Here is a 17,458-nt window from a genome sequence, read left to right on the forward strand (position 1 = left end):
CCTCTGGCCGATGGCATAGTGAGCAAATTTTGCATAGTTATGCCTGCTTTTCTTATCTTGCAACATTTCTTCCAGATATCGGTCCGTTGCCATCGCCACCAGGTAGGAGACGGAAAACCTGCCCAGCTTCCTGAAATCCGCAACAAGCTCATTTTCCGCCTCCCTGAAGCGAATCGGAAAACAATGCCAACGCTTCCGGGGATCGCGCGGCTGATACCTCACCAGGGTAAAGCCCCCCTGGAAGTGATTGAAATCGCCCCGTATGCGATTAAGCAGCATGATCACGACCTCGCGCTGGGATTTTCGAAGCCGGACGGCGGCGATGCCTATCCTAATAAAGATATCGTTTCTCATGTTGATGCTTGTTCGCAACATTCCGTATACTCCGGGGATAATGTGGAGCGTCTGAAATGGATACTAAGGAGAGGATGAAAATCGGAACATTTTCCGGCGTTTCCAGCGCGAAACGTCCGGGATTTTAATTCACACCCCAAAAATAATTAGACACTTCTAACAATATTTAATTGTCACAAATTTGTTCCCTCGCTATAATGGCTGTATGAAACGTGACAAGCGGCAGGAACCGGAGGAGTTCGGCAGCACCGAGCTCTCTCCGAACATGGAGGACTACCTCGAGCGTATCGCCCTGTTGGCCACCCGCCAGCGGGTGGTCCGCGTGAAGGACATCGCGAAGAGCCTGGAGATCACCATGCCCTCGGTGAGCGCGGCCCTCGCCCGGCTCCGCGAGAAGGGACTCATCGAGAGCGAGAAATACGAGTATATCGAGCTCACGCCGCAGGGCAAGGAGCTGGCCGACCGGGTGTATCGGAAACACAGCTTCCTCGCCGATTTTTTCCACACCGTGCTGCGCATGGATCGCAACGCCGCCGACAGCGAGGCCTGCAAACTGGAGCATCATCTGTCCCCCGAGGCCTGCAGGCAGATCTTCCGGCTGGTTGAATTTCATCGCGACCAGGCGGGGTCCGAATCCGGATGGACCGGCGACCTCAGGAATATCCTGGACGAGAAACCCCTCTCGGAGCTCAAGGAGGGCGACCGCGCCGTGATCCGCCGCGTGAGCGTGGAGGGAGAGTTGCGCAAGCGCCTCGTGGAAATGGGTTTCCGGAAGGGCGAGCGAATCCGCGTAGTGCGCTACGCGCCCCTGCGCAATCCCCTGGAGCTCGAGCTCAAGGGCTATCACCTCTCCCTGCGCGTCGAAGAGGCACGCGGCATCATGGTGAAGCAGGTCCGGGAGTCCGATGAAGCATAACGAGATCGTTATCGGCCTGGTGGGAAATCCCAACTGCGGGAAGACCACCATTTTCAACGCGCTCACGGGCGCCCGGCAGAAGGTCGCCAACTGGAGCGGGGTCACCGTCGAGAAGCGCGAGGGACATCTTCGCCGCGGCCCCTACCGCATTCGCGTGGTGGACCTCCCGGGAACCTACAGTCTCACCACCTACACCATCGAGGAGATCATCACGCGCGGCTTCATACTGGACGGGAAGCCCGACGTGATCGTCAACGTCGTCGACGCGGGCAATCTCGAACGCAACCTCTTCCTGACCACCCAGCTCGTGAGCATCGGGGCGCGCACGGTCATCGCGCTCAACATGCACGACGAGGCGCGCTCCAAGGGGATGCGTATCGACGAGGAGAAGCTGGGCGCGCTCCTGGGGATGCCGGTGATCCCCACCGTGGGCACGCGGGGCGAGGGGATCGACGAGCTTATCGACGCCGTCATCCGTGTCTACGAGGGAACCGAAAAAATCGCCCGGCAGATATACATACCGTTCGGCCACGACGCGGAAGCGGAGATCGAAAAGCTGAGGGAGCTCATAGGCGAACCGCCGGGGATCGAACAGCGCTACAGGACGCGGTGGCTCGCGCTCAGGCTCCTTGAAAACGACGCGGACGTGCGCACCAGGCTGAACGAACACCCGAAGCGGGAAGCGATCGAATCGCAGGCCACAGGCGGACGCACCCGGCTCGAGCGCGCCTTCGGGGAGCCCATCGACGTCATTTTTTCCGACGCGCGCTACGGCTTCATCTCGGGCGCGGTTCACGAAACGGTGAAGAAAACCGCGGTGACCCGCGCGGACATGTCGGACTCCATCGACATGGTGCTTACCAACAGGTACCTGGGCTTTCCCATACTCTTTGTGTTCCTCTGGCTTCTCTTTCACCTGACCTTTACGCTGGGGGAATACCCCATGACCCTGATCGAGGGCATGGTCGCGTCGCTCGCCGGCGCCGCCGACTCGGTGCTCTCACCGGGCCCGCTCAAGGACCTGCTCGTCGAGGGCGTCATAGGCGGCGTGGGAGGGGTGATCGTTTTCCTCCCGAACATACTCATCCTCTTCGCGGGCATCAGCTTCATGGAGGACACGGGCTACATGGCGCGCGCGGCGTTCATCATGGACCGGATCATGCATACCATAGGACTTCACGGAAAGTCCTTCATCCCGCTCGTGATGGGTTTCGGGTGCAACGTCCCCGCGATCATGGCGACGCGCGCGCTCGAGAACAGGCAGGACCGGATCCTCACCATACTCATCAACCCGTTCATGAGCTGTTCCGCCAGGCTCCCCCTGTACATCCTGTTTGCCGGGGTCTTTTTCCGGGGTCGCGCGGGAACGGTCATCCTCTCGCTCTACGCGATCGGGATCGCATTCGCCTTTCTTTCCGCGCGCCTTCACCGGAGATTGTTTTTCAAGCGCGCATCGACGCCCTTCGTGATGGAGCTTCCGCCCTACCGCATACCCACGCTCAAGTCCACCGCGCTGCACATGTGGGACCGCTCCTCGCAATATTTACGAAAGATGGGCGGGATCATCCTGGCCTTCTCGATCATCATCTGGGCGATGGGGGCATATCCGAAATCCCCGGAAATCGAGGAGCACTACAGGGCGCGCGAGGCGGGCGTGACTGCGGAATTCGAAAAGCGAATGGCGCACACGGCCGATACCGGGGAACTGGCCCGCATACGCAGCGCGTACGATACCGAACACGATGAGCTCGCCAGGGACAGGGCCGCCGCGCTCAAGGAGCACAGCGCGATCGGGAGGGTGGGAAAGGCGGTGCACGTCGTCCTTGAGCCCCTGGGCTTCACCTGGCAGATGGGGGTATCGCTGATCACCGGTTTCGTGGCCAAGGAGATCGTGGTGAGCACCATGGGCGTGCTCTACCATGCGCCGGCGGGCGCGGACCACGACGCCATGGATCGCTCGCTCCAGGAATCCCTCGCGCGGCCCGAGTACCGTATAACGCCGCTCGCGGCGTACGTATTCATGCTCTTCGTGCTCATGTACGTCCCCTGCCTGGCGACCATCGCGGCGATCGGCCGGGAGGCGGGCTGGCGTTGGGCCGCGTTCTCGGTGTTTTACCAGCTTGCCGTCGCCTGGACGACGAGCTTCATCGTGTACCAGGCCGGGATTCTCCTGGGGGCCTGATACACTTACGCCGCGCGATACCGCCAATTTTCTCCGAAACTCCTTGAAGTTCCCGCCGTAATCCGGTATGTATAAACAGGCGGGCCCCATGAAGGAGGCGATCTACACACCCGGGGAAATCCGGAAAACGTACGAGAACGTGCACGACCTGCTCGTGACCAAGCATATTATCAAGAGCTACTCCACCAACCGGCGCGATATCCGCGACCTCGCGATTCGGCGCCTGGATCTCTCCGGGATGCGCAGGGTGCTCGACCTGGGATCCGGGTACGGATTTTTCGTCGAAAAGCTGAAGGGACTCCTCGCCCCCGACGCGACGATCACGGGGATCGACCTGGTGGAGCACAACGAGCACGCCTACCTGGACACGGTGGCGTCGATTCACTATCGCGGCGAATTCATACACGGTCCGGTCGACCTGGTGCGCTCCATGAAGGACGGAAGCTTCGACCTGATAATTTCAAGCTATTCTCTTTACTTCTTCCCGTACATCGTGCCCCAGGTCGCCCGGCTCCTCGCGGGGGACGGCGCGTTCATCGCGATCACGCACAGTGAACGCTCGCTCGAGGAGGCCCTGGGCTTCGTGCAGGGATGCATGAAGACGCTCGGCCTTCGCGCGCCCGAAAAGACGGCGCTCGGCAGGCTCTTCGCCGCGTTCTCCGCCGAAAACGGGGTGCGCCTGCTGGAGCCCTTTTTCGACCGGGTCGAAAGGATCACTTACCGGAACTCCATGGTGTTCAAATCCGGCCACATCGAGGATTGCGTTTATTACCTTGAAAAAAAGAAGAGCCTCATCTATAAGGAGATCATCGACGGTTACCCGGACCGGGTGCTGGATCTGGAAAGGTGTATCGGCGCGCGCGTGTACGATCATGCGAAGCGGCACGGCCTGGTCTCCTTTAACAAGGACGACGGCATATTCATCTGCCGCAAATCCGCCGTAACGCGCGCGGGCGCGCTCGAAGAGAACGAATGAAGAAACCGAAATTATTCTGCTGCTATTGCGGCAAGGAGATCGCCCGCGGCGAAATGGACGGGAAGATGCGCGATTACTGTCCGCACTGCGGCAGCGTATTCTACGAGAACCCCCTTCCGGTCGCGAGCACCATTGTCGTGAACGAAAATCGCGAGGTGCTCCTCGTGAAGAGGAAGAAGGACCCGTACCGCGACATGTGGTGCCTTCCCATAGGCTTTGCGGAGAGCGGCGAGGAGATTCACGACGCGGCGCTCAGGGAGCTCGAAGAGGAGGCCGGGGTCAGGGGCGAGATCACGCGGCTCATCGACGTGGACACGGTGGAAAACTACTTTTACGGGAGTCTGGCGATCGTCACCTACGAGGCGCGGATAACCGGGGGGAGCGTGCGCCCCGGCGACGACGCGTCGGACGCGGGTTTCTTCCCGATCCTGGACCTGCCGCCGCTCGCGTGGTCCTCCAACGAGAAGGCGGTGAAACTCTATATCGAGATGAATACCGACACCTGGACCATGGTGGACTCGTTTCGCCATCTCTTTCCGGATATAGACTCTCCGGATGGTATCAAACCGAGGGATGATGAGCACTACGCCTTTCTCTCCAACGTGCTCGTGAAGTTCATAGACAGGAGCATAATTCCGGTAACCGACGGCTGGGCGGCGGAAATCGCGCGGAAATTGCCCGCCCTGGCGGCCCACCTCGACGTGCTGTACCGGCTCAACCTGGCGGCACTCCGCGGCATCCAGTACTGGCTGACCCGGGGCACCGATACGCTGGGGATCGAGGAGTTCATCGAATCGGGCGCGCGCCTGGAGGAGCTCGGCATCCCGCTGCCGGAGGCGATCACGGCCATGGCCCTTTCCCGCAAATCGCTCTGGATGCTGCTGGTGAAGGAAAAGATTTTCCTCACCCCCATCGAGATATACACGACCCTGGAGCTCAACAACCGGATCATTTTCTTCTACGACAAGATTAATTACTTCCTCGCCCTGGGGTACGTGAAAACAAAAAAGCCGTGAGCGCTTTCGCGTCACGGCTTTTCTCCCGCGGAAACGGCCGCCCGGGGATCAGGCCTTGGCCTTCTGCAGCTTCTTTTCCTGGATCTGCTTGAGCACCTTCTCCTGGACGTCTTTCTGCAGCGGCACGTAATTCGAGAACTCCATGGAATAGTTCGCGCGCCCGCTCGAAAGGCTCCTGAGCTGCGTCGCGTAGCCGAACATCTCCATGAGCGGGACGAACCCGTTCACCTTCTGGGCGCCCTTGCGGAAACGGCGCATGGACTCCACGCGGCCGCGCCTGCGATTGAGGTCCCCGATCACCTCCCCGATATGGTCGTCGGGGGTGTTGATCTCGATCTTCATCTGGGGCTCAAGGAGGATGGGGCCCGCCTTGCGGAAAGCCTCTTTGAAGCAGATGGAGCCGCATGTCCTGAACGCTATGTCCGACGAGTCCACGTCGTGGTAGCTGCCGTCGATAATAACGACCCGGACGTCCACGACCGGAAAGCCGGCCAGGATGCCGTCTTCCAGAACGGACTCGATGCCCTTCCGTATGGAGGGGATGAATTCCTGAGGAATTACGCCGCCCTTGATGTGGTCCACGAACTCGAAGCCCTTGCCCTTGTTGGGCTCGATGCGCATGACCACGTGCGCGTACTGGCCGCGCCCGCCCGTCTGCTTCGCGTACTTCGTGTTGTTCTCAGATTCGGCGGTGATGGTCTCGCGGCAGGCCACGGAGGGCTCGCCCACGATCGCCTCCACGTTGAACTCGGTCTTGAGGCGGTCGACGATGATCTCGAGGTGGAGCTCGCCCATGCCCGAGATGATGGTCTCGTTGGTTTCATCGTCCACGCGCACCTTGAACGAGGGATCTTCCATCGCGAGCTTCCGCAGCGCGATACCCAGCTTCTCCTCCTCTTTCTTAGTGGGGGGCGTGATCTTGAGGTCGATGACCGCGGGCGGTATGTAAATGGATTCGAGCACCACGGGGTGGGTCGAATCGCACAGCGTATCGCCCGTCTTGGTGTACTTCAAGCCGATGAGGGCCACGATATCGCCGGGCCCGGCGTTCGTGATATCCTCGCGCTCCTTCGCGCGTATCCGGAGTATCCGTCCGATACGCTCGTACTCGTTCTTGGACGCGTTATAGACCTGCATGCCGCTCGCGAGCTTTCCCGAATAGATGCGGATGAACGTCTGCTGGCCCACGTAGGGATCGTGAATGAGCTTGAAGGCGATCGCGCAGAACGGGTCGCTCGCTATGGGATGCCGGGCGTGGCTCTTCGTCTCGTCCCTGGTGTCCAGTCCGATCACCGCCCCCTTGTCGATGGGGGACGGGAGATAGTCGATAATCGCGTCCAGGAGGATCTGGATGCCTTTGTTCTTGTAGGCCGCGCCGCAGAACACGGGCGTAAAGAGCATCTTGATCGTCGCGCAGCGCGTCGCGCGCTTGATGAGCTCGGCGGAGACATCCTTCTCGCTAAGGTAGAGACTCATGATCTCCTCGTCGAAGTCGGCGAGCTTTTCCACGAGGTGCTTGCGGGCTTCCTCGCATTTCTCGCGATAGTCTTCCGGCACCTCTTCGACGATGCGCTCCATATCCTTGAAGACGATGGCCTTGCGTTCAACGATGTCGATGACGCCCAGGAAGTTTTCCTCGGCGCCCATGGGCACCTGCATGGGGACGGGATTGGCGTCCAGGTATTTGTCCATCTGGGCGATGCACTCGCCAAAGTCGGCGCCTATGCGGTCCATCTTGTTCACGAACGCGATGCGCGGCACCTTGTAGCGGTCAGCCTGGTTCCACACGGTCTCGCTCTGGGGCTCGACGCCCGCAACCGCGCAGAAGAGGCCGATCATGCCGTCGATAACGCGCAGGGAGCGCTCCACCTCGACCGTGAAGTCCACGTGGCCGGGGGTGTCGATGATATTCACCGTGTGATTTTTCCACATGCACGAAATGGCGGCGGAGGCGATCGTGATGCCGCGCTCCTGTTCCTGCTTCATGAAGTCCATGGTGGCGGCGCCGTCGTGAACCTCGCCCAGCTTGCGCGTGGTACCGGTGAAATAGAGCAGGCGCTCGGTCACCGTGGTCTTTCCCGCGTCGATGTGCGCCGCGATCCCGATATTTCTGACTTTCTGCAGTGGCATGATACTACTCCTGTGTTAAGATGATGTGTTTCCCCATTCCCGGCTATCACCGTTCGTGTGCGCCGGCTTCAGCCGGGTACATACCACGACACGCGCACGCCTGAATAAAGGAAATGTTAACTATTGCACTCGAGCGGGGCACGCTGCAGATACAGGAACGCCGCGACCGAACCAGGCACGAAACTCCGCACATGCGGTTTACCCGTGCCGCAATAAAAAGCGCATGCTCAAGTATAGCATTTTTTCTGTCAAACGAAAATTTATTTAGAGAATATTTTTATCATGTCGAGCTGCACCTGCGCCGGCTGCCGGCTGTTTGAATAGGGGTACTTCTGCACGATTTCGCCAAAAATGGAGCGCGCCTTCTCGTCCTCCCCCATCTTCTGGTAGCACAGCCCCGCATGGTACCAGGCGTCGATACCGTCCTCGGACGCGCTGGCCTCCTCGTAGATCGCGCCATAGGCGCGGGCGGAGCGCTCGTAATCGTAGCGCTCGAAATAGATTTTCGCGATGCCCCGGTAGGCCTCGCCGCGGTGCGCGCCCCGGATATATATCTCCAGGTATTCCTTGAACTCCACGAGCGCACGGTCGCCGTCTTTCATCCGGAAAAACTGCATGGCGTTCTCGAACTTCATGTCGTCGGCGAATCGGCGAAGGTCCACGGGCACCTCGACCGCCTTCTTGTCCCCTTCCGCGTCCCCCGCGTCCTGGGCCCGGAGGCTTTCTTCCCACGGGATACAGAGCATCGCAAGGACCGCCCCCGCAAGGATACCGCGCACCACGCTTCTCATATTATGTCTCCTCATGGGAAAATAATCGGCGCCCGGGCCCTCCCTTATTAGTATTTTTTTAAGGGGCGTCCCGGACGGCACCGGGCATATTCTGGTTGCTCCCCACGCGGGGATGTGCTACAAGGTACCGCGCCTGCCCATACGGCGCGCAAGGAGCGATGGCATGCCCACGAACCAGCAGATACGACAGCTCTACGCGAGCATTGGAAAACTCATCACCTCGTCGCTCAAGCTCGATGATATCCAGAACGGCATCATGGAAGAGGTGCGGGCGTACTTCGACCCCGAGAACTGGAGCCTCATGCGCCTGGATCCCAACACCCGCGAGCTCTTCTTCGTGATTATCAAGGGCGTCGACAAGCTGGCGGTTGAAAACATTCGCCTGGGCCTGGGCGAGGGGATCGCGGGACACGTCGCCAAGACCGGCGAGGCCGTGTTCGTTCCGGACGCGAAAAACGACGCCCGGTTCACCGACAGGGTCGATCGTGTCACCGGGTTCGTAACGCGCTCGGTCATGGCGGTGCCCGTCATATTCAAGGGAACGATCTATGGCGTGATCGAGCTGGTGAACAAGTCCTCCGGGGAGGCCTACACCGACGACGAGATGTTCGTGCTCCAGACCATCGCCGATTTCTCCGCGATCGCGTTCGCGAACGAGGCCCTCTTCCAGCAGGTACTCCTCCTGGGCCACACCGATCCCCTCACCGGCCTCTACAACCGCCTGCGCCTGAACCAGATCGTCGCCGAATCCGAGAAGGAAGAGGCGCCGCACAGAAGACGGAGCGACCAGCCCCGCTTCGCGCTCGTGATGGTCGTGGACCTGGACGCCTTCAAGGATCTCAACGACACCCTGGGGCACCGCGAGGGCGACGCGGCCCTCGTCGCCACGGCCGCCCTGCTCAGGTCGCGCCTGCGCTCGAACGACCAGATATTCCGCATTGGGGGCGACGAGTTCCTCTCGCTCGTGCGCGAGGACGATGCGGACACCCTCGCCCGGATAGAAACACGCCTTCGGGCCGGGATGGAACAATCGTGCTGCTTCACGATCGCGGACGGATGGGAGGTGCGGTTTTCCTACGGGATCGCATCCGGTCCCATGCACACCCTGCGCGAACTCATGCACAGGGCCGACATGGAAATGTATCACCAGAAAAGAAAGGCGGCGCGCTGACCGTCGCGCAACCGGATAGAACCGGCATTAAAGCACGAACATGATCCCCGCCTCCGGCGCTATGTCGGTCGCCGCGGGGGTGATCCCGAACCCGCAATTCAGTTTAAGATAAATATTCTCCCTGAGGTACACCTGTATCTCGGGGATGACGGATACCTCATCCTGCGAGCCCTCTACCCCGAGGAACACGCGTACGGTGTTCGATATTTTTTTCAGGTACTCCACCGCGTACTCGCCGGATTCGAATTTATTCGTTTCCTTCAGGTATTCGAAGGAGGCCCTGAGCGTGAGCGTGCCGAACCCGAATCCCTTGATCACCCCCGCCCCGAATTTGAACTCCCAGTCGGGGGTGCCTATGAGCACGTCGCCGCTCTTTTGCGTGGGGCCCACCGTCTCGACGTAGCTGAAGAGCTCCGGCCTCACGTCCGTCTCCCCAAACCACCGCCAGCGGACCTGTCCCTCGACGTCGCCGATACCCGACTCCCTGATAGAATCCGGCATGGCGGAGATATCGCGGTCGGACTTGTACTGCCGCTGGGATATCACCGCGGCCTCCATCTCGACCATGAGCCAGTCCGTGAACCCATACGCGACATAGATGAGGCCCTCGTGGGCCCATGATTTCGCCTTGTAGGTTTTACTTCCCGTGTAGCCGAAATCCTCGGGCGCGTATTCCGTCTTTTTATCGTAATAATACTCATAGAACGGATAGAACAGGAAGTCGCCCCTCCGAATATAGCTTCCGAACATCGACGTGGGAATGCCCGTGCCCCTGTCTGCAAGGTACGAAGCGTCTTCCCCGGCCGCGAACCCGCGGGCCTGAAAGACCACCGGGAACAACACCAGGGCCAGCAGGCACAGGACGACGCGCGTCCGGGTGGTTATAGATGGAGCAATTCCCATGGCTTCCTCCACGCGATGCGTTTTTTGGGTTTGGCGATCTCTTTTACTTTTTTAGGGAAAGCCCATACCTGTATCAGCAGATTGATGGGTCTTCTTCTCAAATTTCGGCTTTTCATGGGCACTTTCTCCTTTTTCCGACATTATTCGCTGCGTCCTTCTCCCCGGTGCGGTAACCGAATCCGGGTCTTCATTAGATGGGGTCCGATATACTCCTTCCGGAACGCCATTCCACCTCCTTTGATAAAGTACTCCCGATTGCATCCGGAATCAATTCCTCAATTTCTCTTTAAACCACCTGCGCGAGACATCAATCGTCCGGGAAATTTTTTCCAGCGGCAGCGCATGTCCGCCTTTGAGCACTTCGACCGGCGCCCCACTCATCCCGATCCTTTCCGCAATTTTTTTGCAGTGCACGGGGGTGAACAATAGGTCGCGATCCCCCACAATGATCTTTAGCGGCACGGAAATGCGGCCAAGCTCGCCCGACGGCCGATACGCAAGGAAAGAATTCCAGCTTCCAAGCGAATAGTACCATACCATATTCTTGTCTTGAATTATGGAATCCAGCATGAGCGGGCTCTCCACGACGTGGCTCCAGTTGACGAGGAGCCTGAGCGGCACGGGCAGCCGCGGCATTAGATCCGCGAGAAAGCGTAGTCGTGTCAGGAAACGGATTACGCGGGGAAATCGTGCCGGCACAGGGAGGTCGCGCGAGATGTCCATGGCGTCATGGCAAAGGACAGCTTTTAATCTTTTTTCATGCATCGCCGCGTAGAGCGCGAAGGTTCCGCCCAGGCTCGAACCCATGAGTCCGACTCTTTCATGATAACGGTCGATAGAATACGATACGATGTCCGAAATGGCTGTCATTATTTCATCGAAGGTGAATACGCCGCGCGCGCCGGAGCTTCTTCCGTGTCCCGGAAGATCGACGCCGATCACCGTGAAGCCTTCCCCGGCAAGCCCGCTCAGGAATTCTTCATAGATGCCTGCGTAGCATCCCATGCCGGGAATGAATATTATGACCGGATTTGCGGTATCTGCCTCGTAAACATCGATGTGCAGTGTCTTTCCATTTGATTGAACCGTTTCAAATCGTTTTTGCTGGCTCATGAGTGCGCCCTCCAAGCGCCGGTAATACCCGGACGCCCCGATTATCCCGAATAGTATTTATTTTTCTTCCTTTTCATGTCGCAAAAAAAATCTTACGGAAATCCACATATGCCACCATGGTCCGAATATTACGGCGACAAGCACAATACCCGCGACAAGCAGCAGTTTCTCATTTAAGAGAAACGCACAAAATGCAAACCAGAAGCTGGTCGCCTTGGCGATACTGACAAGACCGAAATTCCTTGATAGAATGCCGTGCCTGAAAACGACATACGCGATGATCCAGACCCATGCGCCTACGAAAAAAAGCTCGAACATGATTCCCCATTTGATCGGGACAAGCACGGTGGCCAGGCTCACATCCGCCTGGTTGTGATTCAGGTTCGCGAAAATGATCCACCAGGAAAAAAACGCGATCGTGCCCATATGCCCCAGGTAGGCCAGATTGCTTCCCCACGTAGCCAGGCCGTTATCCGCTTCCGCAAGAAGCTCCTTTTCAGCCGGCGTGATGGCTATGCCCAGGATTGCAATTAACACAAATGTTCCGCAGAGCGATGAAAAAAGCCACGGGCTTTCCCGGTAGAGATCACCGAAACCCTTCATGATAAAATTATCTATCCCGAGACCCAGTGCGTATAAAGCAATAGTTACGAAGAGAATGCTCTGAATAATCGAAACAACTCCGCCGAGTCCATATACGTCCCGTTTTTGCAACGAATCATTCGACATGGCACCGCCTCCTTGAGATTTTATGATTCAGTATGATACAGATTCAGCTCTTTCGAGATTCTTTCAGCTTCGGCCCCCTGGTCGGCCCACGGGTCAAACCCGATAATTTTTACCTGGACGGCCTTTTTCTTCAGGCGGGCCTTCAGCGTACGCATGAATATACCCTCACCCCGTTCACATAGCGCCGGCAGTATCTCCTTCATCAACGAAATATCAGCGGAAAGCACTTTTCCGGCATCAAAAGTGCCGGATCGTATTTTCGCCGAGGATCGAAGGAGATCAATGGTGTGCGTCACGCCGTCGGTGGGGCTGTCATCGACCGAAATAATCCCATCGATGACGTATCCCTGCCGGAGGTAATCCTCCATGCAAGACACGATTTTCGCCGCCTCCCTTCCGCATCGCCGGCCATAGTTCCACAGCCATAGTCGCGCAAATAAAGTGATTATCCGGGAAACCGGCGCGCGGTGACGCGCGAGGAGATAGGGCTGATATTTAATAAAGCCCGTTCTCGCTATTCCGCCCCAGCCGATCCGCTCCAGGCAGGGAATGGTCTCTATTCCCGCGCCGCCGGCCGCAAGCATTTCCACAAGCTCCCGGCATACCCCGGCGGTGACGGCGATCCCGGGAAATCTCAGGTTCTGGTTCGCGATACACTGGCTGATGAACACTACCCTGCCGCTCCGGTGATCCTTGTATTTTACGACACCGCTCATTGCGCCTCCATAATATTGTAGAGTATCTATATATTAGACTATCTAACTATACGATAAATTTTTTACCCTCTCATGTGCCGGGATATCTTTTCCATGATTTTAAGCAGATCGTCCCTCTCTTTTCCATCCAGTATCTCAAGCCAGAGCTTCGTGATATTTTGATGGACCTTATTGTGCTCCGCGTGCGCCGTTTCACCGTTTTTAGTCAGCCGCACCATCACCAGGCGCCGGTCGTCCTTGCGCTGATATCGTCTCACCAGGCCCTTCCGGATGAGCTTGTCGATCATGACGGTCATGGTGCTTTGCTTCACATTCGCCTTCTGTGCCAGCTCCCTCATGGACGTCTCGCCGGAATGACCTATGATTTCAATGGTGTGAATCTCATGAAAGGTGATATCCCGCATGAGGCCTTTCTTCAAATGCTCTATTTCGAAAAGCATCAGATTGGAATAGAGCTCGTGAATGAGTATGTAATACCGGTCGAGGGTTTTATCCAGTTTCATATTGTTAGATAGTCTAATAATTATACTGTCTAATATATAGTGCCGCCGGTTTTGTCAATAAAAAAATCATCTCCCTTTCCTTTGACGTGTTAGAACGCCGGCGGCGCCCCGGTTCTTGCACGAGGGAATGTGCGCGGCTTATTTCCGCGCGGGCTGCCCCTGGCGCGCGATCTTTTCCGCGATGATGATGCTCGATCTATCCGGGTTAAACCCGTAACCGAACGCGAAGGGGAGCGGCCCGGTGGATTTTTCCTTCATGGCCTTCTGGAGATCGGGCTGCAGCTGGTTGGCGAACATCTGCAGCAGGGTGTAGGTGCCGTGGAACGTGAGCTTCCATTCCTTTTCGCCGAAATACTTCATGGGGCAGCCCGAATCGTCCTGGACGATGTAATCGCTCACGCCGAGCACGACCCCCCTCATCGTCGTGAAGTTGTCCCAGGACAGGAGGTACGACGCCGATTTCATGAAGGTCGTCACCCCGGTCTGCTTTTTCAGGTAGACCACGAAATGCGGGGTCTTTTTAAGCGCGTTGTCCGAAACGTCTATCTTGAAAAACCGCGCGCGCCTGAGCGGCTGGCCCTTCCCTTTCCGGAACACGATCTCGATCCCGGGAACGTCGCCGTTCTTTCCCTTGGTTTCGTTTTCGACCAGCTTCCCCTCGCCGTTCACGTATACCTTGTGCACGTCCAGTATCTCGTACTTGAAGCGCGCGAGGAAACACATCATGAGCCCGGTTATGCTCGAGAATGACTCCGCCTTGACGTCGCCCATCATCTCCGAGGTCCGGAAGAAATTCAGGTTGAGGAGCGTCCTCAGGGCGTGCATGACACCGTTGAGATTCGCCGCCACCTTGTCGGCGGGCATGTTGCGGGGGTCCGGGACCTCGCCGAACGACTCGAGCCCGATCATGGTGAAATCCTCGCCGTCGGGAAAGAAGTTGAGCGCGTTAAGGATATCCGGACCGCTGAAGGGGTAAAACACCGTCGTGCTGATATCGGAGCGGATGTATTTATCCCGCCAGGCGACGATCTTCTGGAATTTGACCTGGTCGTACTGGGTCCATGCCTTGTCGGCCTGCTCCTTGTAAGAGGCATACTGTTTGTTCTGTGACTGTGCGTAAAACGGGGAATCGGGCGCCACGGCGAGGCCCGAAATGAAGGCCGCAACCTGGTTGAGATAGGCGGCGTTCGCATACTTCGACTGGATGTGCTTTTCGTCGTCGAAGCTCTCCCTGCCGCAGGAGACAAAGCCGGATAGCCCCAAGAGCATGAGGACGGCGAGCGTAATAACGGTGCGCGGAACTGAACGACCGGAAGTCCTTTCGATTTTCATACTGGTACCTGAATTAAAATTTCGCGGGACGGGCGATCCCGGGAGCCCCGTTCATCGCCGCAGGGCCATTCATTATCCCTGCGCCGCCCCCGAGTCAAGAGAATTTTCGGGGCCGGCGTATGCGTGACGGGCATCATCTAACGTTGTTCCTTGCCCCCTCCGGGGGTGCGGCGGCGCCTCCACCGGGGCGTCAAAGGGACATAAAAGTCCTGTTTTTTATTTTGTCCTGAGCCTGCCGTGCTAAGATTTATCCTTGATGCCGGGAAATCCAGAATGAGCACACAGTCAAGAACATCCAGAGTGCCGGGGTATACGCCTATGAGCGAGGGGAAGAGAGTAAGCGGCGCGGTCCAGGTCTACAGCACCCAGGCGCGGGACCAGATCCATGCGATCGGCCAGCGATTCTTCCGTGAAATGGGCATCTCCAATTTCATGGATGACGTGTTCTGCTGCGTCGACGAGCTCATCAAGAACGCGGTGAAGGCCAACTATAAGCTCCTTCTCATCATGGAACACATGTACGGCATGAACGCGCGCATGAACCCGGGGGCCTCCCCCCAGGAGATCAGGAACGCGATCCTCGATACCCTGAGCGATCGGAACGCGTACGACAACATCGCCGCCGAGATCATACGACGCGACAACATTTCCGGCATGGTGCGCGAGGTGTTGAACGAAGAGGCGCGCCATCTCGCCGTCAAGAACAGGGTCTACCAGGAAAACAGGGCCTACTCGCCCGACGAGAGGGAGGTGCTTTCACGGCTTAAAAATCTCCAGAAAATCCGCGCCGGCATGAAGGAGCGGGATTTCAAGATCGTACTTACCATGGAGGCGAACGAGGGTGTCATATACATTTCGGTTACGAACACCGCCCCCATTCTATCGAACGACCTCGCGCGCATTCTCGAGAAGAGGCGGGAGCACCGCCAGTGCCGCGAGGAGGGGCGCGAGTACGAATTTTTCGTCAACAATATCGACACGAGCGAATCCGGCTTCGGGCTGGGATACGCCACCATCGACTGCCATTTATTGAACATGGGCATCAACCCGGAACACGCGATTGATATCGACTCGAACCGCGACACCACGGTACGCCTCGCGCTCCCGATCGAGGCGCTTATGAAAAAATGCGATCCGTGACCCGTCCGCGTTTCCCGCACGTCCGGTGATCCCGCGCATTCGCGCCGGCACCAGGGCCCCGCATGGACACTTTATCCGAACACTGTTCGACTTTTTTCCGAAACTCCTTGACACGAGCCTGTTGACCCTTAGGCTGTGATCATATACCCGACGTCAATCCATCCATGCAGGAGGCATACCATGTTCGATTTTCTCTACACCAAAGAACAGCTCAAGCTCCGCGACGAGGCCCGCGCGTTCACCAAGTGGGTCCCCCGGCAGATGATACTGGACATGGACGCGGAAAAGATCCAGTTCCCCCACGAGTACCTTAAAGAGGCCGGCAGGAGGAACCTGCTGGGCATCCGGATCGACAAGAAATACGGCGGCCGCGGGCTCGGATGGGTCGAGGACGGACTCGTCGCCGAGGAGGCGGGTGTGGCAAGCTACAGCCTTGCCTGCCTGTGGGGCGTGGGGGCCGATATCGTCTGCGAAGCGGTATGCGCATTCGGCAACGAGGAGCTCAAGCAGGCCATCGTGGTGCCCCTCCTCAAGGGCGATGTGTACGCCGCCGAGTGCCTGACAGAACCGCGCGGCGGTTCCGACTTTTTCGGCGCGGCGACGACCGCGCGCAAGGACGGCGACGACTGGATCATCACCGGGCAGAAACGCTTCATCGTGGGCGCGGAGGGCGCCGACTGGTTCCTGGTCTATGCCGTCACGGACCCGGGGGCGCCCCCCCACAAGCGCATGACCTGCTTCATGGTCCCGCGCACCAAGGGCGTCGAGAGCAAGTACATCTACGGCCTCATGGGCGTGCGCGGGGGCGGCGCGGGCAGGCTCATCATGACCGACGTGCGCGTGCCCGAACGTTATGCGCTCAACGGCATCAACGAGGGCTTCGACGTGTTCCAGCGCATGATGATCCCCGAACGCCTTGGAACCGCGACCATGACTATCGGCTCAGTACGCCCCGCGATTGAGATCGCCACCAGGTATACCTCGATGAGGAAGGCGTTCGGCTTTCCCATCATGAACTTCCAGGCGGTCGGATTCAAGGTCGCCGACTGCGTGATGCTCCTTGACGCCTGCCGCTCTCTCGCCTACACGACCGCCCGCGCGGCTGACTCCGGGACGGTCCACGCGGGAAGGCTGCGCCGCATGGTGTCCGAATCCAAGAAGTTCATCACCGAGTCATGCTGGCAGATCGCGAACAATTGCATGCAGGTCATGGGCGGAATCGGCTACACCAGCGTGTACCCGATCGAGCGCATCGTCCGCGATATCAGGCTTTCCATGATCTGGGTGGGCACGAACGAGATCATGCAGTACATCATTCAAAACGAATGGTACAAGGAATACCAGAAGGTGCTTTCAAAAGAGGACGTGCGCGACGTGGAAATGGACGCGTTGGGAGCGGACCTCGCCGAAGAGAAGGTGTACGAGTAATCCCCGTTCCGCGTGCCGCATGACGGCGCGCGGATAATCGCATCCCCCCTCGCGGGCC

Annotated in this window: 16 protein-coding genes; 7 read left to right on the forward strand and 9 right to left on the reverse strand. The window is 58.3% G+C overall.

Going from position 1 to position 17,458, the window contains the following annotated elements; genetic code table 11:
• The coding region (locus EPN93_11135; GenBank protein TAL35000.1) for a hypothetical protein at positions 1–375 on the reverse strand (375 nt) is incomplete at its 3' end.
• 184 nt (positions 376–559) lie between these two features.
• Here EPN93_11135 and EPN93_11140 point away from each other — a divergent pair.
• From EPN93_11140 to EPN93_11155, 4 genes are all read left to right on the forward strand, one after another.
• Positions 560–1,270, forward strand: coding sequence for a metal-dependent transcriptional regulator (locus EPN93_11140; GenBank protein ID TAL35001.1), 711 nt, complete (start codon positions 560–562; stop codon positions 1,268–1,270).
• Complete coding sequence (gene feoB / locus EPN93_11145) at positions 1,260–3,452, forward strand: ferrous iron transport protein B (GenBank protein ID TAL35002.1); 2,193 nt, start codon at positions 1,260–1,262, stop codon at positions 3,450–3,452. Before EPN93_11140 ends, feoB begins: the two co-directional genes overlap by 11 nt.
• Before the next feature lie 67 nt (positions 3,453–3,519).
• Positions 3,520–4,428, forward strand: a complete 909-nt coding sequence (locus EPN93_11150; protein ID TAL35003.1) for a methyltransferase domain-containing protein — start codon at positions 3,520–3,522, stop codon at positions 4,426–4,428.
• Entirely contained in the window at positions 4,425–5,444 is a 1,020-nt protein-coding gene (locus EPN93_11155; GenBank protein TAL35004.1) for an NUDIX domain-containing protein, read from the forward strand. Before EPN93_11150 ends, EPN93_11155 begins: the two co-directional genes overlap by 4 nt.
• A 48-nt stretch (positions 5,445–5,492) precedes the next feature.
• Here EPN93_11155 and fusA read toward each other — a convergent pair whose 3' ends face one another.
• Both fusA and EPN93_11165 read right to left on the reverse strand, forming a co-directional pair.
• Positions 5,493–7,574, reverse strand: a complete 2,082-nt coding sequence (fusA, locus tag EPN93_11160; GenBank protein ID TAL35005.1) for an elongation factor G — start codon at positions 7,572–7,574, stop codon at positions 5,493–5,495.
• A 260-nt stretch (positions 7,575–7,834) separates the two neighbouring features.
• On the reverse strand, positions 7,835–8,380 hold the full coding sequence (locus tag EPN93_11165; protein ID TAL35006.1) for a tetratricopeptide repeat protein: 546 nt from the start codon (positions 8,378–8,380) through the stop codon (positions 7,835–7,837).
• A gap of 124 nt (positions 8,381–8,504) precedes the next feature.
• Here EPN93_11165 and EPN93_11170 point away from each other — a divergent pair, with 124 nt between their 5' ends.
• Positions 8,505–9,536, forward strand: a complete 1,032-nt coding sequence (locus tag EPN93_11170) for a sensor domain-containing diguanylate cyclase (GenBank protein ID TAL35050.1) — start codon at positions 8,505–8,507, stop codon at positions 9,534–9,536.
• Between the two features lie 27 nt (positions 9,537–9,563).
• Here the strand turns inward: EPN93_11170 and EPN93_11175 are convergent, their stop codons facing one another.
• The 6 genes from EPN93_11175 to EPN93_11200 form a co-directional block, all read right to left on the reverse strand.
• The gene (locus tag EPN93_11175; GenBank protein ID TAL35007.1) at positions 9,564–10,439 is read right to left on the reverse strand and encodes a hypothetical protein; all 876 of its coding nucleotides are present in this window, start codon (positions 10,437–10,439) and stop codon (positions 9,564–9,566) included.
• Between the two features lie 267 nt (positions 10,440–10,706).
• Positions 10,707–11,552, reverse strand: a complete 846-nt coding sequence (locus EPN93_11180) for an alpha/beta hydrolase (GenBank protein TAL35008.1) — start codon at positions 11,550–11,552, stop codon at positions 10,707–10,709.
• A gap of 57 nt (positions 11,553–11,609) precedes the next feature.
• On the reverse strand, positions 11,610–12,155 hold the full coding sequence (locus EPN93_11185) for a hypothetical protein (protein TAL35009.1): 546 nt from the start codon (positions 12,153–12,155) through the stop codon (positions 11,610–11,612).
• 146 nt (positions 12,156–12,301) lie between these two features.
• The gene (locus EPN93_11190; GenBank protein ID TAL35010.1) at positions 12,302–12,997 is read right to left on the reverse strand and encodes a hypothetical protein; all 696 of its coding nucleotides are present in this window, start codon (positions 12,995–12,997) and stop codon (positions 12,302–12,304) included.
• A 62-nt stretch (positions 12,998–13,059) separates the two neighbouring features.
• On the reverse strand, positions 13,060–13,500 hold the full coding sequence (locus EPN93_11195; protein ID TAL35011.1) for a MarR family transcriptional regulator: 441 nt from the start codon (positions 13,498–13,500) through the stop codon (positions 13,060–13,062).
• Positions 13,501–13,638: 138 nt separating this feature from the next.
• Entirely contained in the window at positions 13,639–14,832 is a 1,194-nt protein-coding gene (locus tag EPN93_11200; GenBank protein TAL35012.1) for a hypothetical protein, read from the reverse strand.
• Between the two features lie 273 nt (positions 14,833–15,105).
• On the opposite strand from EPN93_11200, the gene EPN93_11205 reads away from it, so the two are divergent.
• Both EPN93_11205 and EPN93_11210 read left to right on the forward strand, forming a co-directional pair.
• The gene (locus EPN93_11205; protein TAL35013.1) at positions 15,106–15,972 is read left to right on the forward strand and encodes a hypothetical protein; all 867 of its coding nucleotides are present in this window, start codon (positions 15,106–15,108) and stop codon (positions 15,970–15,972) included.
• A gap of 180 nt (positions 15,973–16,152) precedes the next feature.
• Entirely contained in the window at positions 16,153–17,400 is a 1,248-nt protein-coding gene (locus tag EPN93_11210; protein ID TAL35014.1) for an acyl-CoA dehydrogenase, read from the forward strand.
• The last annotated feature ends 58 nt before the right edge of the window (positions 17,401–17,458 follow it).

This window comes from Spirochaetota bacterium, from assembly GCA_004297825.1.
Lineage (GTDB): Bacteria > Spirochaetota > UBA4802 > UBA4802 > UBA5368 > FW300-bin19.